This is a genomic window from Micromonospora sp. LOL_023, assembly GCF_048060115.1.
In the GTDB taxonomy this organism is placed as follows: Bacteria; Actinomycetota; Actinomycetes; order Mycobacteriales; family Micromonosporaceae; genus Micromonospora_E.
Genome location: NZ_JBHMIM010000004.1, coordinates 48,258 through 73,564, shown reverse-complemented (window position 1 = coordinate 73,564; position 25,307 = coordinate 48,258). Strand labels below are relative to the sequence as shown.

The window sequence follows — 25,307 nt, the reverse complement described above, 5'->3', positions numbered from 1 at the left end:
TCGATAACTGCAAGATCGTCGGGATCTTGGTGGGTGTGGGCGTTGGGTGGTGTACGGGGATGGATTCGCGCAGCAGGTTGCCGACCTGTTAGCCTTGTCGCCGGTCCAACTGCTGGTCTCAGGCAGGGACTGTCCCGATCAGGGGGCTGTGGCGCAGTCCGGTAGCGCACCTCGTTCGCATCGAGGGGGTCAGGGGTTCGAATCCCCTCAGCTCCACCCATACACCCAAGTACCAGCGGCAACGCTGGTACTTGATCGTTTGGCACAGATCCGGCACAAGTCAGCCGGGAAGCGCCACCCCGGAGCGGTTGCCCGCAGCCTCCCGAAGCGCCGTGCTGACGATGTTTCGGCGGCGGTTCTTCTTGGGCCACCAGTGCACGTAGATCTCCAGCGTGATTCGCAGGCTGGAGTGCCGTAGGGCGTTCTGCACGTCGGTCGGGTCGGCACCCGAGGTGATCAGGCGAGTCGCGAAGTAGTGCCGCAGGGAGTGGAACGTGCCTTCCTCGGGCCAGCCCGCCGCGTTGCGCCAACCACGCCACAGGTCGGACCAGCGCTGATCATGGATCGGTCTGCCCTGTTCGTCGGTGAACAGCAGCGGGACCGTCCGGCGCTTCGCCTGCTTCCCTGGGTCGGGAGTTCCGGCAGTGATGTCGGGCAACTCGACCAACGCGGGCGGGTACTTGCGGACGTGCTCGGCGAGCACCAGCGCCACATGGTCATCGAGGTCCACGTCACCGGCTGATCCAGCCTTCGGAGGAGCCAGGTAGAACCCGCCGTACTGGCTCTTGTGGAAGCGGAGCTGCTGAACCACGTGCAGCTCCTGACGAGGCCGGTCGACGCACCGCACGCCGTCCTCCAGGCCGAGAACTTCACCCAGGCGCAGCCCTTCACCGGCACCGCACCAGATGGCCGCCTGGTACCGGTCGGGAACAGCGTCGACCAGAGCGAGCATGTCCTCATCGGTCGGAACCCACTTCGGTGCCCGCGAGAAGCCGCGCAGGATCGCGGACAGCCGTACCGCCTTACACGGGTTGTCAGAGATGACCTTGTCCGCAACAGCGGCGTTCATTACAGCGTTGAACAGGTCGAAGTAGGTCTTGACCGAGCCCTGCGCCACCTTGTTTCGCAGCAGGAGCGCTACCCACTCCAGTACGTCCGTGACCGTGATCGTTCGCACCTGTCGTTTGCCGAGGTGCGGATAGAGATGGTGCCGAAGGCGGGACTCCGTGTGGCGCTGGTAGTCGAGAGTTTGGCCAATCTGACGCGAGAGCCGCCACCGCTCGCCGTACTCACGGAAGGTCACCTGTCGTTCCGCCTGGTGGACCTTGGTCTCTTCCGCGATGCCGGCGCGGGCCTCCAGGTCGAAGGCTTCCGCGTCGACCTTGCGCTCAAACAGCTTCTCCCTGGATTCGCCAGCGGCGTCGGTGTAGCGGACCCGCCAGCGTTTGCCCCGGCCGTGTCGCTTGGAGGGGAGCCGCTTCTTGTCCGGCCCGCGTTTGGTCAGGTACCACAGGTCATCGATGGGCATGTCAGGCTGCTTTCTGGTTGAACCATGCCCGCACGTCGGCGGGGTCGTAGCGCAGGTGCCGGCCGATCCGGGAGGCACGGGGGCCGATCCGGCGGTGACGCCACTGGTAGAGGGTGCCGACCGGGATGCGCAGGAACGCCGACACGTCGGTGATGCTCCAGAGCCGTTCGGAGGGGTTGGCGTTCATCGGGGCTCCTTCCTTGTCTGTCGTGCCGATCGGATCCGGTCACCGATGGCGGCGGCGAGTTCGACTTGTTCGCGGGTGTCGTAGCCGATGCCGAGGATGTGCCAGTCGTTGACGACCAGGACGTCAGCGTCAGCGGGTAGCCCGGCTTCGGCGAGCGCGGTGTGTAGCTGGTGTTCTCGGCGTTCTGCGCGAAGGTTCTTGAAGGTGGTGCTGTAGATCCGCGACTTGGTGAGGAAGTGGCCCCGGAAGCCGAGCATGTGTGCCCAGTGGCGGAGCTTGAGGTCGGTGTACTGGTCCAGGTCGCCGAGGTCCCACGCGGCTTGAATCATGGCTCGGTGATGGGCGGACATTGGTAGTCGGTCGATGTCCATCTGAGAGCGGATGCGTCGGTCTCCGGTCTCCGTCGCGCCGGTGCCTTTGGTGGCGTACTTGGCGATGTAGCCGGCTAGCCGGGTGTCTCGCACGACCTGGTCGCCGTCGTCGTCCCCGCTGTCAATGTCGAGGTCGGTGGCGGTGATGTCCTTGACGTCGACCTGTGCACCCCATCCGAGGGTCAGCGTTGTCCCGTCAGGACGTTCGGTGTCGACCTGGACGGACGATGCCGCGGAACGGACCGCGTCCGCCAGGACATCGGGGGTGAGCCACACCGGAGGCGACGAGTCAGGGCCGGACGGGCCATCAGCGCGGATGACGGCGTGGAAGTGGACTAGGCCCCGCCGCTGGTATTCAGCAACCTTGGCGTAGGAAATCCGCAGGTGTGCACCGGATTCCCGGACGGTGAGGCCACCGGCAGCGGCGACCGCCCGGCGCAAGGCGATGGTGAACCGGTGCCAGAGTTGGCCGCTGTGTGCCTGCCACAGCACCGCGCCTGTGTAGTCGTAGGTTTCCTGTTCGAGCGGGCTACCCAGGAGCGGGTGCCCTTCGGGGTGCCAGCGTCCGCAGGAGCAGGGACGCTTGCCAGGCCGGTTGTGGACCGCGCCGAAGGACGGAGCGGTGAGGGTGGCGAACAGCCGGGTGGACCGGGCCACGGTGTCCGGGACGCCCTTGCCGCCGGACATGCCCGCGTGAATCAGGTGCCAGGCGTCAGCGGCGTACCGGTCGGCGCAGGTCGGACAGACAGCGGCCCGGCGGGTGCCGCAGGAGGCCCACACCCGGCCCTGCCGAGCAGCGATCAGGTCACCGGTGCCGACATGGCGGACCTCCCACTTGCCGACGAGACGAACCGGTTGAAGGCAGCCCTTGACGCTCTCGACGCCGGTCCGCCATTCCTTGTAGGCCGGCGACCGCATCCACCGGGCCAGCGCGGCCTCAGCGTCGTGCCCGTCGTGTACGCGACGAGGCGCGTGGGGTGGTGTTGACATGGAATCCCTCCGGAGACAGACCCGCCGTGTCCCTGGACAAGAAGCACGGCGGGCCAGAGCGAGCGGGGAAAGACGTGACGGTCAGGCCGCGTAGCTGGTGACCGTCACGGGGGTGCGGTCACGAACCCGTACCGGCGGCCGGGTAGTCGTGGCCGGGGTGGTGTGGTCATCGCGGCGGGGGTCGAAGATCGCCACACCGGTGCGGGATGTCTTCGCCCGGTACATCGCCGCGTCAGCGTCAGCGAGGGCGGCGGGTAGGTCTCCTGTGGTGGGCGCAAGGCCGATACTGGCCGTGACCACGACCTTGGTACCGGTGGGCAGCGGGATCGGGGTGGCGATCGCTTTTGCGAGTCGGTGAGCGACGCCGGCCGGGTCGGGGCCGTGGATGAAGGCGGCGAACTCGTCTCCACCGAGTCGGGCCGCTACTCCGTTGACCGTGCGGAGGCGGTCAGCGACAGTGGTCAGCACGATGTCGCCTGCGGCGTGGCCGTGGGTGTCGTTGATGGGTTTGAAGCCGTCGAGGTCGATCACCGCGAGGTGGGGCCGGGCTGGGGCGAGCTGCGTCCACGCCTGGACGAGTCCGGGCCGGTTGGCCAGGCCGGTCAACGGGTCACGCAGAACGGCCCACCGGAGCGCGGCTAGCTCGCAGTGCAGCGCGGTCAAGCGGTGCGCGGTCCGCCGGTACCGGTTCCAGCACGCCAGGACGAGGGCAACGGCCAGGAGAAGACCGACCGCGAGAACGACGCTCACCAACGTCTTGGACTGGACCGTGAGCAGCGGCAGGGACAGCGAACGGGACACGGTACGTCTCCACTTCGATCGGGCCGAACAGAGGAACGGGGGGGGGGTAGGCCTGCCGCGCCCGCAGGATCGAGCGCGGCAGGGCCGGGAAAGCCGGTTGAGTACCTGGTCAGTGCGCGTAGCCGTTTGTGGTGACCGGGGTAAGCCGGTCGACCACCCGCGTCGCGATCGGCAGCGGCAGACGCGTGGCGCGTTGGATGTCGACCGCCGTCAACGGAGCGGTTGAATCCGCGATGAGTTGCCCGATCTGCTGCTGCATCCCGACAGGGATGCCCAGCCCGTCCAGCTCCACGGCAGCAGCCGGGACCAGAGCCGGGGTATCGGCCGGGACGGCCAGGCGCTCGACCGGGGTGACCGGTGGTGGAACCACAGACGCGGAGACGGCCCGAGCTTCCACCGGAGGGGCCGAGAACTCGACCCGGTGGGCGGTGGTCGACGAGGCAGTCTCCTGCCCACTGGTGAGGGTGACGGCCCGGCGTGCCTGGGTGCAGCGGGCCTGCACGATCGGCATGACTTCGGCCAGGAAGAACACCAGGACCGGGACCATGATGTGTGCGGCGAGCATGCCCGCGCTGATCCCGCCTTCACGGGGAAACAATGCTGGCACGACGTTCATGACGAGCGTGGAGCCGAGAAGGAACCGCTTGAGCCAGTCGACCGCCCGCGAGTCGATATCGATCCCGCGTGCGATCATCGCGGCTTCCCATCGCAGGATCGTGATGAGGATGCCGACCAGGCAGGGCTCCACACCCCAGCAGCCCCACCACACCGGGTCGGCCGGGGTCAGGTGACCGGCCAGGAAGTCCTGAACGCCGGTGGTGGTGAACACCGACCCGACCGCTAGGAAGACCCACAACGACCGGGTCACGGAGACCCGCAGCCGTTCTATGTCCACGATGTCCAGCGCGGCATCCTGCTCCAGGTCGTGAAGCTGCCGCGCCACGTCCAGACGCTTGCTCAGCTTGCGGACCGGCCGAGGCACACGAGCCGGCTTGTCGTCCTGCCGCACGTCGCTCACCGCTTTCCCACGGTCGCCAGCTCGGACACCGGCCAGCCGGCGACCCGCACCAAGTCGGCAATGTCGGAGTCATCGCAGTAAGCCGCCCGGACCCGCACCGGGGTGCGTGAGCGCTGCTTGACGACGAAGCCGATCCCGGCGGAGTCCGGTACGTTCGGGATCTCGTCGGCCAGAGCGCCCCGACGCCGCATGTCCTCACCTAGGACCATGTCCACGTGCCCGGCCGAGGTCGCCCGCAGGCACACCCGCAGGGAGAACAGGTCACGCTGCGGGATCACGTCCTTGGTGGGTTCCTGGAGCGCACCGATCACGCTGCCACCCAGCGCCCGAGCCTGGGACAGGATCAGCGGCAACGCGGCCTGAGCGCCCTTGGTCAGCGACCGATCCCCGTACCCGGTCACCGCGCCCAACTCATCGATGACCAGGAGATCCAGCGGCGTTTCCCGTGACATCATGAAGGTCCGCCGGCCCTGCTCAGCCAAGACCTTCTTACGGGCCTGCATCGTGGCCCAGAAGCCCTGGATGACCTCCACGATGTCCGCGTCCGTCTCGGCGTACCGGTAGCACACCGGCTGAAGGGCGTTGAGTTCCGTGCCCTTGGGGTTAACCACGTGCAGGCGCACCAGTCCGTCACGGATCAGCGGCGCGCAGGCCCGCAGCGCCATCCAGGTCACGGAGTTCTTTCCCGAGCCGGTGGCCCCGCCGACCAGCCAGTGTTGGCCGAGCAACGGCGCGTACCAGTCAGATCCGTGCTCGGTCTCACCCAGGTACACCCGCAACAGGTCCACCGCGTCGGAATCGGCAAGGATGTCCGGCGGGATGATCGACTCCGTGAACGGCTCCGACCGCTGCACGATCAACGCGATCACCTGCGGACGGACCCGCTCGACGCCGACCCGCTCAGCCCCCAGCGCGGCGGCCAGGGCCTCGGCGGCTTCCTCCCACATCTTCGGCGTCTGCCCGAGCAGCAGCCGCACGTACACCGTTTCGGTTGACGGAGAGTGCGACCGCACCCGCACGATCCGGGGAACGTTGATCACACCCGTCGTCCGGTGCACCGTGACCAGGTTGCACGCCTCGGTCACCCGACTCCACCACGGACCGAGGTAGGTCCGCGACAGCCAACGGCGACGTACCGCCCGAAGCTGGGGAGCCGCCACGCGTGACCACGACTCCGGGTGACCCCGGTACCAACCCACACCGGCGGCCACCGCACCCGCCACCACACCACCGGTAGTCATCGCTCCGAGCTCGACCACACCAGCAGCCAGAGCGGCCGGCGCAGCCACGAAACCCGGATGCCGAGCGGCCCACCCCGCGACCCGCCACTCCCAACCCTGAGTACGCTTACCCATCTCCCGCACCTACCTCATCAGTTCGTATGCAATTCCGTTGCAAGTGTTTTCGGGACAAGGGAAGGCCCGGATCGGATCGCCAACCCGGGCCTTCCCGTCGAACAACTGCCGATCAGCGGACGGCGTTGAACATCTGCCTCGCGCGGGTCGTGGCCTTCTCCGCGTCCCGTGTTTCTTCCAGCCAAGGGCTGGCCTCTTCGAGCAGGATCAGCAGCACCGCAACCGCCCGGCGAAGATCGTCGTACTGCCGCATGTACCGCGACCGTTGCGGCATGCCCCTCATCGAGCCGCGCATAATGCGCATTGCCTTATCGATCGCGTCATACGTATCGGTAACCCGGTACGACATCAATTCACCTTCCAAGGCTTTGCGACCAAGTCGGCTTCGAACGTCTTCACTCGCAGGTGAAACGCCCGCAGCGTCTCCACCGCCTGCTTGTGTGCGTCCTCCAGGTCCTCGACCCTTGCCGCGTACTGATACACCGCTCCCGGCGGCGGCTCACACGAGTCGATCAGGCTCTTCGACCCGTCCAGCAGCATTGCCAAGCCGTGAACGTTGCCCATCAATGCCTCATACCGGCCACGGCCCGTCAGCATCTTCACGGCCTCTGGAACCCAATCCATACGCCTCTCCTCTCAAGTTGGTCTTCCCTTTGGTGGGCACAACGCATCCGGAAAACGATCTCCGAAGGGTGGGCAAAATCCACCGCATGGCAACTACTCCCGACCGCTCAGACGCCACACCCGACGCCAGCGACGCCCTTCCCGACGGATCAGCCCGACGTTCAGCGCAACCGACAGAAGAAGCAACCCAGCCAGGATCAGCTCAGAGTTCGACATAGCCACCTCCTTTCATACGCGAATGGCGGCATTGCGCCTATTTCTGGCAAGAATGAACCACTGTGGAGTTATCAATGAACAAGCTGTCCGGGGGTAAAGCCATCGCAGACCAATTCCCGGCGAAAGTGCCCCGACCCGACTCGAACGGGTCGCCCACCGGAAGGGGCAGGGCCGATGTCTTTACGCGCTGACCGGCTTGAGGCCCTGCGCCTTCCAGGTCAGGCCGGACCGTCCGTCCCGCTCCCAGTGCGACACGGTGGGTGCGATCAGCTCCACCAGCTCGCCCTCCTCGACCGTGCCCGGATCGAACGAGAGCGTGATCTTCAGCTCCTCGCCCTTGCCCCGGTAGCCGTCCTCCGTGGCGAGAGGCTTCGCGAACACCGCCACCGTGTACAGCGGGTCGTTCGTGCCGTACGCCGTGATGACCTTCCCGTCCTGATCCGCCTTGACAGACGGCTCCTCGACCACCCGCAGCTTGTAGCCACCCAAGTTCACCGGGATGTTCCGCATCTGACCTCGTTCTCCTTCATCAGTTGTCTTCGTCGCGCCTGCGTCGTGCCTGCACTAGCTGAGTACCTGGGCTCCTGGCCCACCATCCGGTCGAACCGGTCAGTCAGTACTGTACGTACAGAGAGCGTGATCCGCAAGGGCTCTGTACGATCAGTACTGACCAACCTTGGAAGGGAGACCCACATGGCAAGGAGTAGGGCTCGATGGGAGATCGTTCATGATGATCTTCGGAGCCAGATTGACCAGGGAAAACTCAAGCCTGGCGATCGCATACCCACAGAGTTTGATCTTGCTGCCCAGCACGGATTCAGCCGAGCGACCGTCCGTTCAGCCATGGCTCGGTTGGAGCAGGACGGCTTGATCACTGGAGGGGCGGGCAGTCTTGGCCGGCAGGTCCGTCGCCGAGAGCTGGTGTCCTGGAACCTGTCTCGGTTCGAGTTGGGTGCCTACGCGGACGATCCGGTAAACCGGGTTGATCAGTGGGAGGCTGACGCCCAGGCCGAGGGATGGGCGACCAGGCAGGTCGTCGCAGGCGTAGCCGAGCTAGCCGCTCCAGATGACGTAGCGCGATACCTTGACTGTGAGGGAGGAAGCCGGCTTGTCCGACGCAGGCGACTGCGCTACGTAGCCAGGCCTGGCATCCCTGAGCAACTCGCGATGATTGCGGACACTTGGACTCCGGTCGACATCGCACGCATGGAAATCGACGGGGTGGCACCGCTCTTGCAAGAGGCCAACGTGGTGTATCCGGGCGGAATCTACCGGGCACTTGGCTTTCGGCAGGTCAGGTTTCAAGACGAAATCCAGGTCAGAATGCCGTCACCAGATGAGGCCAGCCTTCTGAATGTGCAGCCGGGAACACCTGTTGGTCAACATGCTCGCGTCGGCATCGATGTATCTGGCCGCCGGGTCCGTGTGTTGGTAAGCGTATTTGCAGGGGACAGGCAGAAGCTGCGGTACGACCTGGACGTGCCTGAGCAGCGGCCAGAACCAGGCGAGGAGGAATGATGCTCCTCAGTTTTCATCAGGCCACGGCCAGCGACTTGCCAACTGTGCTGGGCGCTCTGGACGAGGCAGCGGCGTGGTTGAAGAGTAGATCGATCCGCCAGTGGCCTGACCGATTCTCAGATGCGAACGACTGGCGAATGAGCCGAATATCGAAGTACGTCAGCGAAGGTCGGACATGGCTGGTCAGAGCTCACAGTAAGCCAATCGCAACCTTCAGCCTGACGAACATCGCTGATCCCGACTATGCCGAAGGGTGGCCGGGCGGACCGGACCGCTCGCTGTACATCTTCCGGATAGCAGTACGCCGAACATGGTCCGGTCGAGACATTGGCTCAAGAATTCTCGACTGGGCAAGCATGCGCGCAAGCGCCGGTGACGGCCTCTGGTTGAGGCTGGACTGTCACCGTGACAACCTGGACCTTCAGCAGTACTACGAAGCACGCGGGTTCGATCGCGTCAACACATTGGTGAAGACAATTGACGATCAAGGTCGGCCCTATACACGTGGCTCCGGTGCCCTCTACCAACGACCAGCCGGAACCTTGTATTCCCCCTCCTGACCGTCGTCGAATGGGCATGTCGGTTTCTTGGCGTGGTGTCGACCTCGCCTGAGCTGGTTTCGCTATGGCTAAGGCGTAGTGTGTTCAAACTTTCTTTACTTGTTCAAGGGCGGGCCTTCGGCCCGCCGCCGTGTTGCGCCGGGGCGCGCGTGCGGCCTGGCGGCCGGTCACGCCCCGGCGCACACGGCGCAGCAGGGTAGACGTTAACCCGATCACCGCCGTCGCTCAGCGCCCGAGAATGACCCGCAAGGAACGACCGACAAGCCCCAAGCATGGGGGCAGTGTCCGCCGGGGACGAGCAGGGGACCCCCCGTGCCAGCCTTGAGCCGTAGCCCAGGCCAGATCAAAACCAGCACCGGCGCGGGGGAGGCGGCCGTCGTGGTCGGCCCAGGCGCCCCGAGCCGCGTCCGCAGCGGTTGAGGTCAAGTCAAAAGCGCTGCGGTGGTGGTGTCCGCCGAGGTCAAGGCTCGTGACACGAAAGCCGACTGGAGTCAGTCGTTCTGCCAGGGCCGATTGCGGCTGATCCACGCAGCGACCTCGGACCGCAACCAGATCGGGCCTTGGCCGAGCACGGCGACCGGGTCGGGGAAGCCCTTCGAACGGCTGATGACCCACGCGCGCTGTTTCGACATCGGCCGGTCGGGTGTGCCCAGCATCGTGCGCAGTTCGGCTGCGCCGACCAGGTCGGCGGGATCGACCTCCACTCGGCTGACCGTAGGCAGGGACCCAGGTTGTTGACCTGGGTCTGTAGATGCTTCACCCTGTGGTGGTCACGTCACGACACCAGAGAGTGAGTAGTCGCATGACCTCGATGGACGACCAGCGTTGGCTCAACCCCGACCACAGTCGCGAATGCCACATCGACGAGCCCGCAGACGTCGGCCTCACCCTGCGCTGGTCGTGGGAAGACCTGAAAGCCGAACACGGCGAGAGCGGAGCAACGAAGATCCTCGCCGACCTGGTGGACGCGTTCGAGGCCAACGGCGGGCAGCCGGTCACCGCCGAGCAGATCGAGGCGGCCGGAGCACGCCGCACCCTCGACGATGACTGACTCTCCCGCACACTCCGGCGACCCCCGAGACAGCACCGGTCCGGGGGTCGCCGCGTCCCAGCCGGACAGCAAGGAGTCGGTAATCTTCGATGTCGTGGGCATGATCATCGGGCACAGATCCGGCACAACCAAGCTCGATAACGGGTGTAAAACGTCGGCAGGTGCTGAGGCTTTCCGCCCTGGTCAACGGCCAGATCTGCCCGATTTGGGATGACCTCTAGCCGACTGCCGGCATTAGGGGTTCGAATCCCCTCAGCTCCACCCAGTTCAAAGGCCGTTTCCGCCAGCGGGAAACGACCTTTTCGAGGCTGTGCAGCAGTGGCTTACCGCAACCAGCCCTGCCGCCTCTCCGCGTTCGCCACCTTGTGCCCAGTCAACTGAGCTGGGTAGGACCAAGGGCGAGATGTGGATCTCGTTTGCGACTGGGAGTTTCCGCGTTGCCCAAGCCTGCGCGACCGGCGATGAATCCAGTCGGCGCCGATCAACCGCCGGCGTCAGCCGAACAGCCGGTCGAGCGCTTCCTGTTCGAGGTCGCGCCAGCGCTGGGCGTCCTTCAGCGCCTCAACGATCTCCTTCTCGTCGAGGTGGTGAGCACCCTCCTCGCGGATGCACGCGACGCTGAACGGCCCGCCGACCGACGGCGAGGTCCGATCCAGCGCCTCCAGCACCCGCACCACGCCCACCACGCCGTACTCGACCGTGCGCGTGGTCATCCGGAAGTGGGACAGCAGCGCGCCGGCCTGCTGGGCCATGGGTGCGCCAGAGCCGATGGCGTGGAAACCCACGTCCTCGTAGCGGCCGATGAGCCCGTTGGGGTTGATCTCCACGATCCACGGCCCGCCCTGGCTGTAGCCGGCCGCGAGCAGGTACGCCGACACCCCACCGCCGTCGTCCTCGCCGGGTACGTCCGGGATGTAGTTCTCGTAGTGCTTCTTGAAGATGGGCAGGACGCGTTCCTGCAACTCGTCGCCGATGTCGGGTGCTTCAAGGATGGCGGTGGCGCAGTCCTGGAGCAGAGGGCGCAGGTCGCTGAGTACTCCCCGCGCGCCGCTGCCGCCCCAGGCGGCGCAGGAGCCCAGCGGGTGCAGCTTCTGGGCAGGGAAGCTCAGACCGCGGTCGCTGTCGGTGATCTGGGAGTCCGCGCCGATCACCACCCCGTCGCTGCAGACAGCGGCGAGTACGACGGTCATGGCGTCCTCCTGGGGGTACGGGGTCGGGCGAGAGGTACCCGGCATGCCGCCTGTCTACACACCGACCGGCGCCGCGCACGAGAGTCCCTCCTGCCCGCGCCGCGCGCGTTGGGCATTGGCCCGCAGAGTCGTTGTGCGCGGCGATACTCGGCCGGTATCAGACCGGATCAATTTGGTATTGGACGCTCGCCAGTCCCGATCGGACGATTGCCTCACGACCCGCGCGCTTCGCGGTCCTGAGGAGGAGAACAGGTGCGACAACTAAACTTCCGCCGGTTGGTGGCCACGGTCGCGATCGGCGCCACGCTGGTCGGCGCGGCCACCGTCGCGCCCGGCGCCGCGCAAGCCGGCCAAGGGGGCTGGCATCACGACGACCTGACCGTCCGGGTGCCGGTCGGGGTGGACGGCGTGGCGGCGGCCAGCATCCATGCCGAGCGGTACACCCCCACCCGGCCCGCACGTGGCGTGCAGATCTTCGTGCCGGGCGCCACCTACGACCACCACTATTTCGACCTCGGAACGAGTCGCGGGGTGGTGTCGCAGGCACGGCAGGCGGCTCGGGAGGGGTGGGTGGCGATTGCCCTCGACCGGGTGGGGACCGGCGGATCGTCGAAGCCGCCGGCTGCCGCCATCACCACCGCAGTGCACGTGATCTCTCTCGACCGGTTCGTCGACAAGATCGACCGTAGCTACCCGAAGCTACCAATTGTGCTGGTCGGCCACTCGTACGGCAGTGTGGTCGCCGCCGGAGTGGCCGCCGAGTCGGGCAGCGTCGACGCGCTGGCGATCACTGGTTTCATGTACCGCCGGACGGCGCCCTCCTTTGAGGGGTTCCCCGAACTCGTCCCAGCCGCCACCGATCCCGTCCTGACGGGCCGAAAACTGCCCGAGGGCTATCTCACCACGAAGCCGAACACCCGCCAGTTCTTCTACCACCTTCCCAACACCGACCCGGCGACGCTGGCTGCGGACGAGCGGACCAAGGCGACCACTACCGCAGCAGAGGTTCCCGGCTTCGCGCAGGAGTTGGCGACGCAGTCTTTTGCGAGTGCGGTCCGAGTGCCCGTCCTCGTCGTCGTCGGTGAAGCCGACTATCTCTTCAGGGGGAGTGACCCCGCCGACTTCGCGCCGGTGCAGCGGCAGACGTTCGCCGCAGCCGTCACTGTTGACGCGGTGCTGATCCGCAACGCCGGGCACGACCTCGCTCTGCAGCGTAATGCGCCGCTGACCAACGCGCTCATCAACCGGTGGGCCCTCGCGCACACGCGGTCGGTGGTCTCGCCGGTCCGCTGAGCGGGTGATGTCCCATTTTGGCAGGAATGGGGCACGACCTCCCTCAAGGAGGTTCTCGGTCGATCGAGAGTCTGGCGTCAGCTCTGCTGGGCGGCCCACTCGGCGACCCGTCGGGCGCTCTCGGCCTCGGAGAGGTCCTCGACCCGGGTCATGATCGACCAGCGGACCCCGAACGGGTCCCGGATGCTGGCGAAGCGGTCACCGGAGACGAACGTCGCCGCCGGTTCCCGTACCGTCGCGCCGGCCGCGACCGCCCGGGCGAGCGTCGCGTCGACGTCCGGGCAGTACAACCCCATCGAATAGCAGTCGTCGTCGCCGGCCGGCCCGGCGACCAGGCCGTACGCGGGCGACGGCTCGCCGAGCTGCAACTGGCCGTTGCCGAAGTCGAGCACGGCGTGCACCACGGCACCACCGATCTCCGTCACGTCCACCACCCGGGCGGCGAACACGTCCCGGTAGAAGGCGATCGCGCCGCGCGCGTCGACGATCGCCAGAAACGGGGTCAGGCTGGTGACGCCGATCGGCGTACCGTTGGTGGTGTGTTGGCCGTCGGCGGCCTGGATCGTGTCGGTCATGGTTGCGACCCTAGGCCGGCCCGCCCGCGGTGGCTTGGAGATTCGCGACAGCCAGCCAGCCGCCCGCTCGACGGCCAGCCGTTCGGCGGCGCGGGCCGTAGCCTGACGGTCGTGAGCGCGGAGCATCGCGGCATCCTGTACCCGGCCCGGCTGCCGACCTTCGCCCGGCTGCCGCCGCCGGAGAAGGTCGCGTCGCTGGTCCGCTGGTTCTGGATCCCACAGTGGCGGATCGCGCCGGGCCGGACGTCGCGCCAGCAGGTCATCGCGTTCCCGGCCTGCAACCTGGTCGTCGGACCGGACGCAGTGGAGCTGGTCGGCCCGACGACGCGCCGGTCGTACCGGGATCTGACCGGAACCGGGTGGGCGGTCGGTGCCCTGCTGCGCCCGGCGGCGGTGCCGTCGTTCACCTCGGATCCGTCGCTGCTGCGGGACACCTTCCGCATCTTGGAGCTGCCCGACCTGCACACGCGGGTGGCCGCCGCGATGCGTGCTCCGGTTGACCAGCCGGCTGACGAGTCCGGGCGGCTCACGCGGACCGTGGCTGCGTTCGCCGGTTGGCTCGCCGAGACGATCGAGCCGCCTGGACCGGAGGCGCTGCTCGCCAACGACCTGGCTGAACTCGTCGGCACCGACCCGCTGGTGCTGCGGGTCGAGGACATCGCCGATCGGCTGCACGTATCGGCCCGGACCGTCCAGCGGCTGGCTCGCCGCTACGTCGGCCTGCCGCCGTCGACGATGATCCGCCGCCGTCGGCTGCAGGAGGCCGCGCAACTGCTGCGTACCGAACCGGGCACCGACCTGGCGACGCTGGCGGCGCAGCTCGGCTACGCCGACCAGGCGCATCTGGCCACCGAGTTCCGTACGGTGCTCGACTTCACCCCGAGCGTCTACCGCCGGGACGCGGCCTCGCCCTGACGGTGCCGCGTCAGCCGCTGTCGCGTACGTCCATCCGAAGCAGTTCGGATTCGTCGGAGATGCCGGCGGGAGGCCTGGTGCCGGTGGGTAGGAGTGCCCAGACCTCCTGCTTGCGGACCATCCGAGGGGACGTGAGCTGCTTCTCCTCGCCGTTGATGGCCAGTCGCGCTTCCCCGGCGGCCAGCACGTTGCGCACCCAGTCGGTACGCGGCCCGTACAGCGGGGTGAACAGGTAACCGTCCGGCAGCGGATGCGCGTCAAGCGGAGTCTGATAGGCCCGGCCAGATGATCTGCCCACGTGGATGAGCACCGGGCGGACGCCCCGCCGGATCTCCATCGGGTTGAAGACCCGCCTGTTGATCCGGGCCAGCCAACGCGGCAACGGCATCCCGGCCTCCCAACCTGAGGTTGCGCCGTACGAGAGAAGAGCCTCAGCCTAGCGATTGACCGCTACTGGCACGCAGGCCGGCGATGAGCAGGCCGACCAGGCGGCGGGCGTCGTAGTGGGGGTCGGTGTCGTCGCCGATGCAGAGGTTGCCGACCCCGCGCAGGAGTTGGTAGGCGTCGATGCCTGGGTGGATCTCGCCTGCGGCGGTGGCGGCGTCGAGCAGTTGGGCGCAGGCGGGGACCAGCCGGCCGGTGAAGGAGTCGTGCAGCGTCTGGTAGGCGGTGGCGTCGGACTGCAGCGCCCCGGCGAGGCCGTGCTTGGTGACCAGGAAGTCGACGAACAGGTCGATCCACCGGGCCAGCGCGGCGTGCGGACTGTCGCTGTCGGCGAGCAGGGCCGGGGCGGCTTCGGCACAGGCTCCGACCTGGTGGCGGAAGACGGCGACGATCAGATCGGCGCGGGTGGGGAAGTGGCGGTAGATGGTGCCGACGCCGACGCCGGCCCGGGCGGCGATGTCGCGTACGGGCACGTCGACGCCGGATGCCACGAAGGCCGCCGCGGCGGCGCTGAGCAGCGTCTGCTCGTTGCGTCGGGCGTCGGCTCGCTGCTTTCGCGGCTGGGTCGAGGGTCCTGGACCGTCGCCGCCGGTGTCGATCACGTGCGGTTCCTCCATCATTCGCCTTGGCAAACGGAACCAGGTTCCGTATCGTTCTAAGCGGAACGCTGCTCCGATTGCTTCCAGCGTGCCAGATCAGCCGACCCTGCTCAAGGAGAAACCGTCATGCAGTACCGCACCCTCGGCCGCACCGGCGTCCAGGTCAGCACCCTCGCCCTCGGCGCGATGAACTTCGGCGCGATCGGCGACACCAGCCAGGACGAGGCCGCCGCGATCGTCGACGCCGCCCTCGATGCCGGGATCAACCTCATCGACACCGCCGACTGGTACAGCCAGGGTCAGTCGGAGGAGATGCTCGGCAAGGCCATCGCCGGCCGACGCGACGACATCGTGCTGGCCACCAAGGCGAACATGCCGATGGGCGACGAGCGCAACCACCAGGGCAGCTCGCGCCGCTGGCTGGTCACCGCGCTGGACGACAGCCTGCGCCGACTCGGCGTCGACCACGTCGACCTCTACCAGATCCACCGCTGGGACCCGGCGACCAGCGACGAGGAGACCCTGTCGGCGCTGACCGACCTGCAGCGGGCCGGCAAGATCCGCTACTTCGGCTCGTCGACCTTCCCCGCCTACCGGATCGTCCAGGCCCAGTGGGCGGCCCGGGAAAACAAGACCAGCCGGTACGTGACCGAGCAGCCGCCGTACTCGATCCTGCAACGCGGCATCGAGGCCCACGTCCTGCCGGCCATCCAGGAGTACGGCATGGGTGTGCTCGCCTGGAGCCCGCTCGCCTCCGGCTGGCTGTCCGGAGCGATCCGCGCCGGCCGGGAGATCGCCACCAGCCGGTCCGGCAAACTGCCTCAGCGCTACGACCTGAGCGTGCCCGCCAACCGGGCCAAGCTCGCCGCGGTCGAACAGCTGGCCACCGTCGCCGACCAGGCCGGTCTCACCATGATCCAACTCGCGCTCGGCTTCGTCACCGCGCACCCCGGCGTGACCGGCGCCATCATCGGGCCGCGCACCGTGGACCACCTGCACGCGCAGCTGGCCGCCGCCGACACCGTGCTGACCGCCGACGTGCTCGACGCCATCGACACGATCGTCGCCCCCGGCATCGACCTCGCCCCGCACGAGAAGCACGACACCCCGCCAGCCCTGCTCGACCCGGCGCTGCGTCGCCGCTGACCTCTCGGATCGGATGGACGGACCTCATGTCACGAACGACCCGGCCCAGCTTCGGCATCATGACCGCCCCGTCCCAGGTCGACTACCGCGACGTGCTGCGGGTCTGGCGCGAGGCGGACACGATCCCGGCGATCGAACACGCCTGGCTCTACGACCACCTCATGCCGATCGGCGGTGACCCGAACGGGCCGACGTACGAAGGCTGGACCCTGCTCGCGGCGCTCGCCGCGCAGACCCGGCGGCTGCGCCTCGGGCTGCTGGTGACCAGTAACCGGTTCCGGCCACCGGCGATGCTGGCCAAGATAGCCGCGACCGTCGACGGCGTCTCCGGCGGACGGCTCGACTTCGGCATCGGTGCCGGCTCCCGGCCCAGTCACCCGCTGGCCCGACGCGAGTACGACGCCCACGGCCTGCCGTTCGACGACTTCGGCCACTCGGTGGGCAGCCTCGCCGAGGCGTGCACCATCATTCGACGCTTGTGGACCGAGACCGAGCCGTTCGACTTCCACGGCACCCATCACCGGCTTACCGCAGCGTTGGGCAACCCGAAGCCGGTGCAGCGCCCGTACCCGCCGATTCTGATCGGGGGACGGTCGGCGGCCGTGCTGCGGGTGGTCGCCGAGCACGCCGACCTGTGGAACATCCCCGGCGGCGACATCGCCGACGCGGCCAGCCGCAGCGCGCTGCTGGACCGCTACTGCGCCGAGATCGGCCGCGACCCGGCGGCCATCACCCGCTCCATCCACCTGCCGGTCTCCTACGACCAGCCCAGCGTCACCCGGGCCGCGATCGGCGAGGCCGTTGACGCCGGCTTCGGGCACCTCGTCCTCGGACTGTCGACGCCCTACCCGGCCGACGTCGCCCACTGGGTCGCCGACCGGATCATCACTACCACGGTAGTCTGAGGAAAGCAGTACTACCGAATACCCGTATGCCAGAGAGGCAGGAATACGCCTCTCTGGCATACGGCGCAAACGGGGGCTCACTGCGTGCGGGCAACTGTGCGTTACTCTTTGTGGTCGCCGAGTCCAATCTGGCTGCACCTCAGCACACATCAAGGAGACTGAGCATGGCGATCAAGCGGATGGACAACGTCCTCATCGTTGTCGAGGACCTCGACGCTGTCATCTCGTTCTTCGTCGAACTCGGCATGGAGCTGGAAGGCAGAGGGCCAGTCGAGGGACGTTGGGTGGAGCAGGTCATCGGGGTCGACGACGTCCGCCAGGAGATCGCGATGCTGCGTACCCCGGACGGGAACAGCAAAATCGAGCTGGCGATGTTCCACACTCCGATGGCGATCAGGCCCGAGCCGAAGGACGCACCCGCCAACACGCTGGGCATCCGTCGCGTCATGTTCGCCGTCGACGACATCGAGTCCGTCGTCGCCCGGCTGCGCACCCACGGCGCCGAACTCGTCGGTGAGCTCGCACAGTACGAGGACCTCTACAAGCTCTGCTACGTCCGCGGCCCCGAGGGCATCATCGTCGGTTTGGCCGAGCAGCTCAGCTGACGGCTGCCGGAGCGGCCCTGGGTCCTCGGATCGTGGGGTCAGTGATCCTCGCTGGGTGCTGTGGCAGGTGGAACGGGGCGAGAACGGCCCGGCGAACGTCACGCAACGCCCCCGGGTCGGGCGACCAGGCTGCCGCGTGATCGTCATAGCAAACACTTCCGGGCTGATCGCGGCTTTCAACACCCGCGACCCCGAACACAAGACCGCAGCCGAGGCGCTGAACCGTGCAGGACTGGTGATCGTTTCACCGTTGGCGCTTGGGGAGATCGACCATATGGTGGCGCTGCGACCACTTACTCCGCATCCGGCGTTCCGGCTACTTCCGGACGATAGGTAGCCAAAGGCCTTTGGTATCTCAAAAAGGTGGTAACCGCCCGGCGGAAGTCGTCGGGGGCTTCGACCCACGGCAGGTGCCCGGATCCGGTGAGGCTCACCCGTTGGCTGTTGGTCAGCGCCCGGTGCAGCGAGTCGACGGCCCAGCGGGGGCGGATGTCCTCGGAGCCGTCGATGATCAGGGCCGGCAGGTCGAGTGTTCGGCAGCGTACGGCGATGTCGGTGTTGGTGATTTCCTGCTTGACCTCGGCGTTGATGGCCCGGCTGCACTCGTAGTTGATGCCCCTCCATGGTGTGGCCATGCGTTCGGCGTGTCGCAGTGCGGTGTCGTGGTCGGCGAAGTCGGCCGACCATTGCAGCACCGCCCATTCGCGTTCCTCGGCGGGCGTTCGGGCGCGGGAGTCGAGGTTTTCCCACCGGTCCAGATGATTCCCGAGCCGCAACCGCAGATTCCGCTGGTAGTGCGGATGCCAGTCACGCCCAGGGTCGATGCCGGTGCCGGAGACGTAGATCAGCTGGCTGACCCGTTCGGGGTGTTCGATGGCGTACCGCAACGCCAGGTGCGCGCCCCACGAGTGGCCGAGCAGAGCCATTCGCGGTCCGGCCAACTGGTCGCGTACCGCGTCGAGGTCGGCGACGAAGCGGGCGACGCTGTACGGCCCGTGCCGCTGCGAGCGTCCGCAGCCGCGCTGGTCCCACCGGATGACGCGGGCCTGATCTTCGAGCAGCCGGGCGACCGGGCCGAGGTAGTCCCACAGACCCGGACCGCCGTGACAGAGCACCAGCGGCTGGCCGGTGCCGGACTTCTCGGACCACAGCCGGCAGCCGTCGTCGCCGCGCACATCCAGGCTCATGGCGTCATTGTCGCGGTGGAGGCGGACGTCGAACATGATCCGGTGGTTGGTACTACTCGCCAACTGAGTACGAAGACGGATGGACCGACCCTGACGCTCATGGCAGATTGCCCTACATGGATGTCGTCGATGCGCCGCGCCGAGCGTCGTTCGGACTGAGCCTTCTCGTTGCGCTCGGCTGGTACGCCACCGTGATCAGTGCGGTTTTCGTCGGAAGGTCAGGGATACCGGCTGCACCGCGTACGGATTGCTCGGTCATGTTCAGCTGCCTGACACCGTATGAAGAGTTCGGCCTGCTGGTGCTCGTCGGCAGTCCGGTCCTCGTTGGTCTGCTGGTCTGCACACTGGTGGTCGCCGGTCTGCTGGCGCGCCTGATCTCCTCGCCGATCGTCGCCGGCACCCTGTCGGTGCTGGGCAGTGTCGTTGTCGTAGCAGTGGTCGGCGCGGTCTGGCAGGGTGCTCGATGAAGCGCCTCGGACTCGGCATGCTGCTCCTCGGTTGGCTCTACGGCGTGCCGTTCCTGCTCATCGTCGGGTTGATCCGACGTTCGTCGTCGCCCTATCTCGAAACCCGTGCGCAGGCGCAGGCGTTCGGTGCGGCCACCGACACCATTCTGACCACCGTCCTGGTGCTCAACCTGGCCCTCCCGGCGGCGGGGATGCTGCTTGCCTGGCTCATCCGCGATAGGTACTGGATTCGCCACTTCGTCGGGTCTCTGGTGGGGGCGGCACTGATCTACTGTGCAATCATGATCGCAGGGCAGGCGGCCACGACACCACTGATCGGTTGGACACCAGTCGACAACGAGCCGCAGCCGCAGGTCACGCAGTGCATCCCGACCAGCGGTGGCCGTAGCTGCCCTGGCGGCTGATCTCGGCGAACAGCCACCGTTGGCGTTGATCCACTACGCCCCATCGACTCGACACGTCGACGCCGAGTCAGCTGACCGCATCCGATCCCGCGCCATCGGGTTGAGTTCGCGTATCGAGAACAGGCGTCTGTGCGGTCATGGGTACGCGGAGTAATGTTTGCCGGAGTGGCGAGAGCCGGGGTGAGCGTCGGCTGTTGCCGCCAGGCAGCTACCTGGGTGGTGAGGTGCGTGTCCCGCATTGTCGATCCGCGCTGGCCGTCAACCTTCCGCGCGTTCCGCCAACAGGCCGGTCTTTCCCTTCGTGACCTCGCGGCGAAGGCTCATTACGCCAAGTCGTATCTGCACGACCTGGAGACCGGTCGCAAGACGCCGACAGCCGAACTTGCCCGCCGCGTCACCGCCACCGACATCAGCACCACCACCATCGCCGGTATCGAGGCTGCCGTCGACGAGCTCGCCACCGCCTATCCCACCACTGCCTCCCACGTCCTGCTGCCGCGTGTCCGCCGGCACCTGACCTACGTCACCACCCTCGTCGGCTCCGGCCGCCGGATGACACTGGACCAGCACCGCCGGATCCTCGTCGCCGGCGGATGGCTGTCGTTGCTCACCGCCACCGTGCTGATCGACCTGCACCGCCGCGACGCCGCCGCCGGGCACCTGCGCGTCGCCGATGAGATGGGCGCGCACACCGGGCATGACGAGATCCGGGCCTGGTGCCTCGAAACCCGGGCGTGGGAGGTACTTACCGGCGGCGACCCGGCCGCAGCGCTCGACCTGGCCCACGGGGCGCAGACCATCGCCCCAACCGACAGCAGCGCCAAGCTGCAGGCGACCGCGCAGACCGGCCGGGCGCTGGCGCTGCTCGGCGACCGACAGGCGACCGGACGGAGACTGGCCCAGTTGGAGCGGATCGTGTCACCGCTGGGTCAACCAGACCGGCCTGAGCATCACTACCGCTACGACCCGGGCAAAGCACGGGCGTACGTGGCAACCACTCTGGCGTGGGTCGGCGACCCGGCTGCGGCCACCGAGGCCAGCGACGTCCTGGCCGGCCTTCTCACCGAGGGGAGCCGGCCGCGGCGGATCGCGTCGGCCCGGCTGGATCTCGGCCAGTCCGTGCTGCCGGTGGACCCGCACGAAGCGGTGGCGCAGGTCGCGGCGGCGGTGGCATCGGGACGGGTCGCGGCGTCGAACTGGTGGCGGGTCGACCGGGTACGCCGAGGCTTGGCGCGGATCGGTGTGCCGGCTCCGGAGCTGGATGAGCTGTGCGAGACACATCAGCCACTGCCGTGATGGCGGACAGCAGCCAGCGCTGGCGGACAGCAGCACTGTAGACCGTCACCGGGTGTCCCGGGCAGGCTACAGGTGGGTCGCATCGCCGTCTGGGTTCGCGACCTGCCAGCTGGGCCCGACGTGTACCCGTGATCGCCTTCCCGCGTCGGGCCCGTCTGCGGCGGCGGCTCGGGGTTGACGTGGAGAGCCACCTCGGGTCGCCGCCCTTCCAACTCTCGTTGAGGGGGCTCGTGATGCTCGGGAAGTGGTTTCAGCGTGCGGATGTGCCGGTGGATGTGGTGTATCCGGTTCCGGGTCGGCGGCGGTACGCGGACCAGCCCACCCGGCCCGCCGACGTGCGGCCGGGCACCCGCACCGACCGGGCTGAGCGGCGTGGCGGTAACGCCGGCCGGGACGCCGTGGCCGTGTCCGCCGGGCCGGGTGCAGTTGGCGAAGGCGCATGTCGGGGGCCGGTCGCGTTGTCGGTCGACGTGGCGTGTTCGCGGATCGGGTCGGCCGATCGAAGAGCTGGGTGGAGAAGGTGGAGCGGGGCGTCCGCAGGTTGCCGAGGTGTTGCGGGTCGACCCGGCCGAGCTGCTTGGCACCGACCGTCTGCCGGAGACCGACAAGGCGGCGGACGGTGTGCAGGCGGTGCGGGCGGCGTTGGCCTGCTACGACGTGTTCGCCGCCGGCTCGCTGGGGCCGGCACCGGACGCCGGGGACGTGGGGCGGCGGGTCGAGCATGCCTGGTCGACGTACCGGCACGGGGATCATCCACGCCTGTTGCGGATGGTGCCGGGCCTGCTGGACGCCGCCCGGCAGTTGCACGCGGGGCGGCCCGAGCAGTCGGTGGTGCCACTCGGGCAGGCGCTACGCGGGCTGGGTCAGGGCCGCCGTGGCGCTCGGCGACCCCGCCGACCCCGCCGACGCCGTCGACCGGCACACGGCGATCGTCCTCCGCGACGGCTGGCTACGGCTGCCGGCCGAGCACCGGGCCGCGTACCTGGTCGACGCCGCACGAGCCCACCTCAACACCGGCAACACGGCAGCGGCCGGCCGGTGGCTCGTCGAAGCCGACCGCGTCGCGCCAGCCGTGGCGACGGCCCTCGGCCTGACCCGCTGACCAGAAGACCTACCGGTACCCCGATTTGGTCTGATCCCCTTGAGGGATTTTGATCCCCCAGCGGGATCAGAGTGAAACAGACTTCGGTGTCCGGGCGGCGGTGGCGCGGTCAGTGTTGCCGGCCCGAGATGTCCTTGGCCAGGCTGACGGTCCCTTCCGGGCAGGGGAGTGGCACCAGTTGGTATCCCTCGCTGCGGTACAGGTCGATGTTGCGCAGGCTCCTGGCGCCGGTGAACAGCAGGATGCGGTGCAGGTCCTGTTGAGCAGCGGCGGCGGCTTCGGCTTCGGCGGCGCGCAGCAGCCACCGACCCAGTCCCTGGCCGCGTACGTCGGGAGCGACCGCGAGTCGACCGAGGTGCAGGTCCGTTCCGTCGGTACGGGTCCGCACCATGCCCAGCAGCCGGCCGTCCCGCCAGAGGCCGGTGGTGTGCCAGTCCGCCAGCCACTCGTGCACGTCGGTCAGCGACTCGTGCAGTGCCGGGATGTCCAGTCTGTCGTTGAGTATGGCCTCGTCCGCCCAGCAGCAGCGCTGCAGCACGGTGACCTGCGGGGCATCGTCGGGAGTCAGCCGTCGCGCGTAGGTGCCGGGCAGCGGGCCGGGCTGGGTCCCGGCTCGCGTGCGTTCGCCCGTCGGGTAGCGGGCGCGCATCGCCTCGTCTGCCGCCGGGCCGGCGGCGAAGGCGAAGGTGCCGTCGTCGACGCGGCGGCCGGTCGCCCGGTCGACCACCACGGGTTCGGCTTCCTGGCCGGTGGTCCGGTCGACCAGGATCATGCTGCGTCGTTGGGCCGGTAGCTGGGAGTTTCCCCAGCCGGCGAGGGCGACGATCACCGGCCGCAGGCTGCGGCCGAGGTCGGTCGGCAGGTACTCGTAGCGGTCGGGGTTGGTCTGGTAGCGGTGCCGTTCGAGCAGCCCGTTCGTGGTGAGTGTCTTGAGTCGGCTGGTCAGGATGCTGGACGAGATCCTGAGATGCTGCTGAAACTGATCAAACCGGGTGAATCCGTCCAAGGCGTCGTGCAGGATCAGCAGCGTCCACCGCTCGCCGACGACGCCGAGCGTCGCCGAGAGCGGGCATTCGCGGTCCTCAAGTCTGAGCCTGCCTGCCACGTCGCCCCCCGCCGTCGGTGCCGCAGCCACGCCGTGACCGCCAGAGTCAGAGCCCAGTAACTTTCACTTCGGAAGTAACTGTACGCCGACTGCGCATCGCGCCCGGACCCGCTCACCCGCCGGTGACAGCCGTGCCGGACGCGGAGCGGACTCCGCGCCCGGCACGAGACCTCCTGCACCTACGGGGCGTCAGCGTCCGGGCACCGCTGCGGTGGTGGTGATCGGGCCGCGATGCAGCCAGTCGACCAGCTCCGGCTCGGCCAGCTTGCGGACCTGCTCCTCGTACCGTCGCAGGTCGTCGTCGCCGAGCAGCTCACGCCACTGGCCGCTGACCCCTCGGTTGAAGAACTGCTGCGGGTCGCGCCACATCGCCAGGACCGGGGCGAACTCGTCGGCCCGGCTGCGCATCGAGTCGAAGGTGGCCGCCCGCACCAGCTCCGGCCACCTCTGCTGCGGCACCTCGATGTCGAGCTGGCGGGCGAGCGCCCGCATCTGGCCCTCAAGGTCGGATTTCAGCTCGTCGTAGTGCAGGAGCAGGACGTTGGAGCGCTGCCGCTGCGCCCAGAACCCCGACATGTGGTGCAGCATCGACGGAAGGCCGATCTGCACGTCGGGGTGTTCCATCCAGGCCCAGAGCCGGTCGTACGCGGATTCCAGGGGTGGTGGCGCGTCGTCGGTGAGCTCGCCGGTCAGGTCGTCGTTGCCGACCGCCGCGTCACGCAGTGCCAGGACCACGTCGTAGTCGGTGTTCTGGAAGTGCGCGTCCCAGGACAGGGCGACGTCGCGGGGGTCGCGTCCCACCGCGATGTAGGTGACCCCGTCGTGGATGGGCAGCCCGTCGAACGGGGTGTGGGTCTTGATGATGCGCCGGTGCTGCTGCGCCTCGTAGAACGCGAACACGTCGGCCTGGCTGCGGGTCTTCATGTCCGGCCAGACGCAGATGTCGTCCAGCCGGTGGGGGAGTTCTGGCGTCTGAAAGATCAGGAGCGCGCAGATGGTCTGGGTCCACGTGGTGCCGCACTTCGCGGGGGTCGAGATGACGATGTCGCCGTCGCGCAAGGGAAACCCCTGCCACCGCTGACTGTCCATGATCGCGTTCTGGTACCGAACTGTCGGTTGGTGCACCGGCCCTCCAGCACTGTCGGTCGCCTGTCTAGCTGAGACAGTTGACTCCACTGTGTATCGCTGTCGGCGCGGATCTTACGCGGGTGACTTCCCGATCGCTCTCTGCAGGCCGAGTATCGGGTGAATGGAGCTGAAATCTAGGGTTTGCCCCCGTACAGTGGGTCTCTCAGTTGCGCCGGAAGGCGTTGCGGCGGGCCAGCAGCACCATCAGCGCGGTCCCCAGCCCGGCCAGCCCGGCGAGGGCCAGCAGCACCAGGCCGCCACGGACCAACCACGTCTGCCCGCCCACTCCCGCTGGCCCGGCGGCGTCGGCGTCCGAGGCGGCGGCGGTCGGCGGCGGGGGCGGTGACTGGGCCGGCACGGCCCGTACGTCGACGGTGACCTCGCCGACGTACGGGGCCGGCGCGCCCACCGTCACCTGCCAGTCGCCGGGCTGCAGGATCGGCCCGGTGGAGTAGAAGCCCCGCCCCTCGCCGGCCGGCTGCAGCTGCATCGGGCCCACGGTCTGGCCGTCCGCACCGGTCGCGGTGAGAACCAGCCGGATGACCTGGGCGGGCCGGTTGCCCTCCGAGTCGGTGACCTGCACGGTGACCCCCGTGGCACCGTCGCCGGCCACATCCAGTTGGAGATTGTCGGATTGCGCCGCCGCCGGACCGGCCACTGGCAGGACCGCCAGCAGCAGGCCGACCAGCACGGCGGCAAGTCCATGGGTGAGACGCATCATCGAAAC

Annotated in this window: 30 protein-coding genes and 1 tRNA gene; 13 read left to right on the top strand and 18 right to left on the bottom strand. The window is 68.0% G+C overall.

The features are described from left to right. The first annotated feature begins 142 nt into the window (after positions 1 to 142). Positions 143 to 216: transfer RNA gene (locus tag ACFHVL_RS03560), tRNA-Ala, on the top strand. 64 nt (positions 217 to 280) lie between these two features. Here the strand turns inward: ACFHVL_RS03560 and ACFHVL_RS03555 are convergent. The 9 genes from ACFHVL_RS03555 to ACFHVL_RS03515 form a co-directional block, all read right to left on the bottom strand. Further along, positions 281 to 1,528: a tyrosine-type recombinase/integrase gene (locus ACFHVL_RS03555; RefSeq protein ID WP_416625481.1), complete on the bottom strand. Its 1,248-nt coding sequence runs from the start codon at positions 1,526 to 1,528 to the stop codon at positions 281 to 283. Position 1,529: 1 nt separating this feature from the next. Next, a complete protein-coding gene (locus ACFHVL_RS03550; protein ID WP_416625480.1) occupies positions 1,530 to 1,715 on the bottom strand; it encodes a helix-turn-helix transcriptional regulator in 186 nt (61 codons plus the stop codon). Next, positions 1,712 to 3,004 carry a replication initiator gene (locus ACFHVL_RS03545; protein WP_416625673.1) on the bottom strand — a complete coding sequence of 431 codons (1,293 nt, stop codon included), beginning with the start codon at positions 3,002 to 3,004 and terminating at the stop codon, positions 1,712 to 1,714. The genes ACFHVL_RS03550 and ACFHVL_RS03545 overlap by 4 nt, the downstream gene beginning before the upstream one ends. Positions 3,005 to 3,157: 153 nt before the next feature. Beyond that, complete coding sequence (locus ACFHVL_RS03540) at positions 3,158 to 3,829, bottom strand: GGDEF domain-containing protein (protein ID WP_416625671.1); 672 nt, start codon at positions 3,827 to 3,829, stop codon at positions 3,158 to 3,160. Positions 3,830 to 3,986: 157 nt separating this feature from the next. Next, positions 3,987 to 4,895, bottom strand: a complete 909-nt coding sequence (locus ACFHVL_RS03535) for a hypothetical protein (protein WP_416625478.1) — start codon at positions 4,893 to 4,895, stop codon at positions 3,987 to 3,989. After that, a complete protein-coding gene (locus ACFHVL_RS03530) occupies positions 4,892 to 5,980 on the bottom strand; it encodes a cell division protein FtsK (protein ID WP_416625670.1) in 1,089 nt (362 codons plus the stop codon). The genes ACFHVL_RS03535 and ACFHVL_RS03530 overlap by 4 nt, the downstream gene beginning before the upstream one ends. Positions 5,981 to 6,362: 382 nt before the next feature. Continuing rightward, positions 6,363 to 6,599 (bottom strand): hypothetical protein, encoded by a 237-nt coding sequence (locus ACFHVL_RS03525; RefSeq protein WP_416625476.1) that lies wholly within the window; start codon positions 6,597 to 6,599, stop codon positions 6,363 to 6,365. Continuing rightward, a complete protein-coding gene (locus ACFHVL_RS03520) occupies positions 6,599 to 6,874 on the bottom strand; it encodes a hypothetical protein (RefSeq protein ID WP_416625474.1) in 276 nt (91 codons plus the stop codon). Before ACFHVL_RS03520 ends, ACFHVL_RS03525 begins: the two co-directional genes overlap by 1 nt. Positions 6,875 to 7,270: 396 nt before the next feature. After that, positions 7,271 to 7,600 (bottom strand): hypothetical protein, encoded by a 330-nt coding sequence (locus ACFHVL_RS03515; RefSeq protein ID WP_416625473.1) that lies wholly within the window; start codon positions 7,598 to 7,600, stop codon positions 7,271 to 7,273. A gap of 183 nt (positions 7,601 to 7,783) precedes the next feature. Between ACFHVL_RS03515 and ACFHVL_RS03510 the strand changes: the two genes are divergently transcribed. Further along, complete coding sequence (locus ACFHVL_RS03510) at positions 7,784 to 8,608, top strand: GntR family transcriptional regulator (protein WP_416625471.1); 825 nt, start codon at positions 7,784 to 7,786, stop codon at positions 8,606 to 8,608. Then, positions 8,608 to 9,168, top strand: coding sequence for a GNAT family N-acetyltransferase (locus ACFHVL_RS03505; protein ID WP_416625469.1), 561 nt, complete (start codon positions 8,608 to 8,610; stop codon positions 9,166 to 9,168). Before ACFHVL_RS03510 ends, ACFHVL_RS03505 begins: the two co-directional genes overlap by 1 nt. A 491-nt stretch (positions 9,169 to 9,659) precedes the next feature. On the opposite strand, the gene ACFHVL_RS03500 is transcribed toward ACFHVL_RS03505, so the two are convergent. Further along, the gene (locus ACFHVL_RS03500) at positions 9,660 to 9,872 is read right to left on the bottom strand and encodes a hypothetical protein (protein ID WP_123605664.1); all 213 of its coding nucleotides are present in this window, start codon (positions 9,870 to 9,872) and stop codon (positions 9,660 to 9,662) included. Between the two features lie 98 nt (positions 9,873 to 9,970). Between ACFHVL_RS03500 and ACFHVL_RS03495 the strand changes: the two genes are divergently transcribed. Continuing rightward, the gene (locus ACFHVL_RS03495) at positions 9,971 to 10,219 is read left to right on the top strand and encodes a hypothetical protein (RefSeq protein WP_416625467.1); all 249 of its coding nucleotides are present in this window, start codon (positions 9,971 to 9,973) and stop codon (positions 10,217 to 10,219) included. 494 nt (positions 10,220 to 10,713) lie between these two features. On the opposite strand, the gene ACFHVL_RS03490 is transcribed toward ACFHVL_RS03495, so the two are convergent. Then, positions 10,714 to 11,409 (bottom strand): proteasome protein, encoded by a 696-nt coding sequence (locus tag ACFHVL_RS03490; protein WP_416625465.1) that lies wholly within the window; start codon positions 11,407 to 11,409, stop codon positions 10,714 to 10,716. 252 nt (positions 11,410 to 11,661) lie between these two features. Here ACFHVL_RS03490 and ACFHVL_RS03485 point away from each other — a divergent pair, with 252 nt between their 5' ends. Next, on the top strand, positions 11,662 to 12,702 hold the full coding sequence (locus ACFHVL_RS03485) for an alpha/beta hydrolase (protein ID WP_416625463.1): 1,041 nt from the start codon (positions 11,662 to 11,664) through the stop codon (positions 12,700 to 12,702). A gap of 77 nt (positions 12,703 to 12,779) precedes the next feature. Here ACFHVL_RS03485 and ACFHVL_RS03480 read toward each other — a convergent pair whose 3' ends face one another. Continuing rightward, positions 12,780 to 13,277 carry a VOC family protein gene (locus ACFHVL_RS03480; RefSeq protein WP_416625462.1) on the bottom strand — a complete coding sequence of 166 codons (498 nt, stop codon included), beginning with the start codon at positions 13,275 to 13,277 and terminating at the stop codon, positions 12,780 to 12,782. Between the two features lie 168 nt (positions 13,278 to 13,445). Here ACFHVL_RS03480 and ACFHVL_RS03475 point away from each other — a divergent pair, with 168 nt between their 5' ends. Beyond that, positions 13,446 to 14,192, top strand: coding sequence for a helix-turn-helix domain-containing protein (locus ACFHVL_RS03475; protein WP_416625668.1), 747 nt, complete (start codon positions 13,446 to 13,448; stop codon positions 14,190 to 14,192). Between the two features lie 10 nt (positions 14,193 to 14,202). Here ACFHVL_RS03475 and ACFHVL_RS03470 read toward each other — a convergent pair whose 3' ends face one another. Together ACFHVL_RS03470 and ACFHVL_RS03465 are read right to left on the bottom strand one after the other, a co-directional pair. Continuing rightward, the gene (locus tag ACFHVL_RS03470) at positions 14,203 to 14,580 is read right to left on the bottom strand and encodes a hypothetical protein (protein WP_416625460.1); all 378 of its coding nucleotides are present in this window, start codon (positions 14,578 to 14,580) and stop codon (positions 14,203 to 14,205) included. A gap of 43 nt (positions 14,581 to 14,623) precedes the next feature. Further along, the gene (locus ACFHVL_RS03465; protein WP_416625666.1) at positions 14,624 to 15,235 is read right to left on the bottom strand and encodes a TetR/AcrR family transcriptional regulator; all 612 of its coding nucleotides are present in this window, start codon (positions 15,233 to 15,235) and stop codon (positions 14,624 to 14,626) included. Positions 15,236 to 15,361: 126 nt separating this feature from the next. On the opposite strand from ACFHVL_RS03465, the gene ACFHVL_RS03460 reads away from it, so the two are divergent. The 3 genes from ACFHVL_RS03460 (at position 15,362) to ACFHVL_RS03450 (ending at position 17,891) form a co-directional block, all read left to right on the top strand. Beyond that, positions 15,362 to 16,381, top strand: a complete 1,020-nt coding sequence (locus ACFHVL_RS03460) for an aldo/keto reductase (protein WP_416625458.1) — start codon at positions 15,362 to 15,364, stop codon at positions 16,379 to 16,381. 59 nt (positions 16,382 to 16,440) lie between these two features. Beyond that, positions 16,441 to 17,286, top strand: coding sequence for an LLM class flavin-dependent oxidoreductase (locus tag ACFHVL_RS03455; protein WP_416625456.1), 846 nt, complete (start codon positions 16,441 to 16,443; stop codon positions 17,284 to 17,286). Positions 17,287 to 17,450: 164 nt separating this feature from the next. Further along, positions 17,451 to 17,891 carry a VOC family protein gene (locus tag ACFHVL_RS03450; protein WP_416625454.1) on the top strand — a complete coding sequence of 147 codons (441 nt, stop codon included), beginning with the start codon at positions 17,451 to 17,453 and terminating at the stop codon, positions 17,889 to 17,891. A 293-nt stretch (positions 17,892 to 18,184) separates the two neighbouring features. Here ACFHVL_RS03450 and ACFHVL_RS03445 read toward each other — a convergent pair whose 3' ends face one another. Beyond that, a complete protein-coding gene (locus ACFHVL_RS03445) occupies positions 18,185 to 19,078 on the bottom strand; it encodes an alpha/beta fold hydrolase (protein ID WP_416625453.1) in 894 nt (297 codons plus the stop codon). A 116-nt stretch (positions 19,079 to 19,194) separates the two neighbouring features. Here ACFHVL_RS03445 and ACFHVL_RS03440 point away from each other — a divergent pair, with 116 nt between their 5' ends. The 4 genes from ACFHVL_RS03440 (at position 19,195) to ACFHVL_RS03425 (ending at position 22,347) form a co-directional block, all read left to right on the top strand. Beyond that, entirely contained in the window at positions 19,195 to 19,545 is a 351-nt protein-coding gene (locus ACFHVL_RS03440) for a hypothetical protein (RefSeq protein WP_416625451.1), read from the top strand. Beyond that, positions 19,542 to 19,949 (top strand): hypothetical protein, encoded by a 408-nt coding sequence (locus ACFHVL_RS03435; protein WP_416625449.1) that lies wholly within the window; start codon positions 19,542 to 19,544, stop codon positions 19,947 to 19,949. Before ACFHVL_RS03440 ends, ACFHVL_RS03435 begins: the two co-directional genes overlap by 4 nt. Positions 19,950 to 20,177: 228 nt before the next feature. After that, positions 20,178 to 21,245: a helix-turn-helix domain-containing protein gene (locus ACFHVL_RS03430; RefSeq protein ID WP_416625447.1), complete on the top strand. Its 1,068-nt coding sequence runs from the start codon at positions 20,178 to 20,180 to the stop codon at positions 21,243 to 21,245. 874 nt (positions 21,246 to 22,119) lie between these two features. Further along, the gene (locus tag ACFHVL_RS03425) at positions 22,120 to 22,347 is read left to right on the top strand and encodes a hypothetical protein (RefSeq protein ID WP_416625446.1); all 228 of its coding nucleotides are present in this window, start codon (positions 22,120 to 22,122) and stop codon (positions 22,345 to 22,347) included. Positions 22,348 to 22,456: 109 nt separating this feature from the next. Here ACFHVL_RS03425 and ACFHVL_RS03420 read toward each other — a convergent pair whose 3' ends face one another. From ACFHVL_RS03420 to ACFHVL_RS03410, 3 genes are all read right to left on the bottom strand, one after another. After that, positions 22,457 to 23,452, bottom strand: a complete 996-nt coding sequence (locus tag ACFHVL_RS03420) for a GNAT family N-acetyltransferase (RefSeq protein WP_416625444.1) — start codon at positions 23,450 to 23,452, stop codon at positions 22,457 to 22,459. Positions 23,453 to 23,641: 189 nt separating this feature from the next. Further along, a complete protein-coding gene (locus ACFHVL_RS03415; RefSeq protein WP_416625443.1) occupies positions 23,642 to 24,577 on the bottom strand; it encodes a sulfotransferase domain-containing protein in 936 nt (311 codons plus the stop codon). A gap of 166 nt (positions 24,578 to 24,743) precedes the next feature. Further along, complete coding sequence (locus ACFHVL_RS03410) at positions 24,744 to 25,298, bottom strand: hypothetical protein (RefSeq protein ID WP_416625442.1); 555 nt, start codon at positions 25,296 to 25,298, stop codon at positions 24,744 to 24,746. Between the last annotated feature and the right edge of the window lie 9 nt (positions 25,299 to 25,307).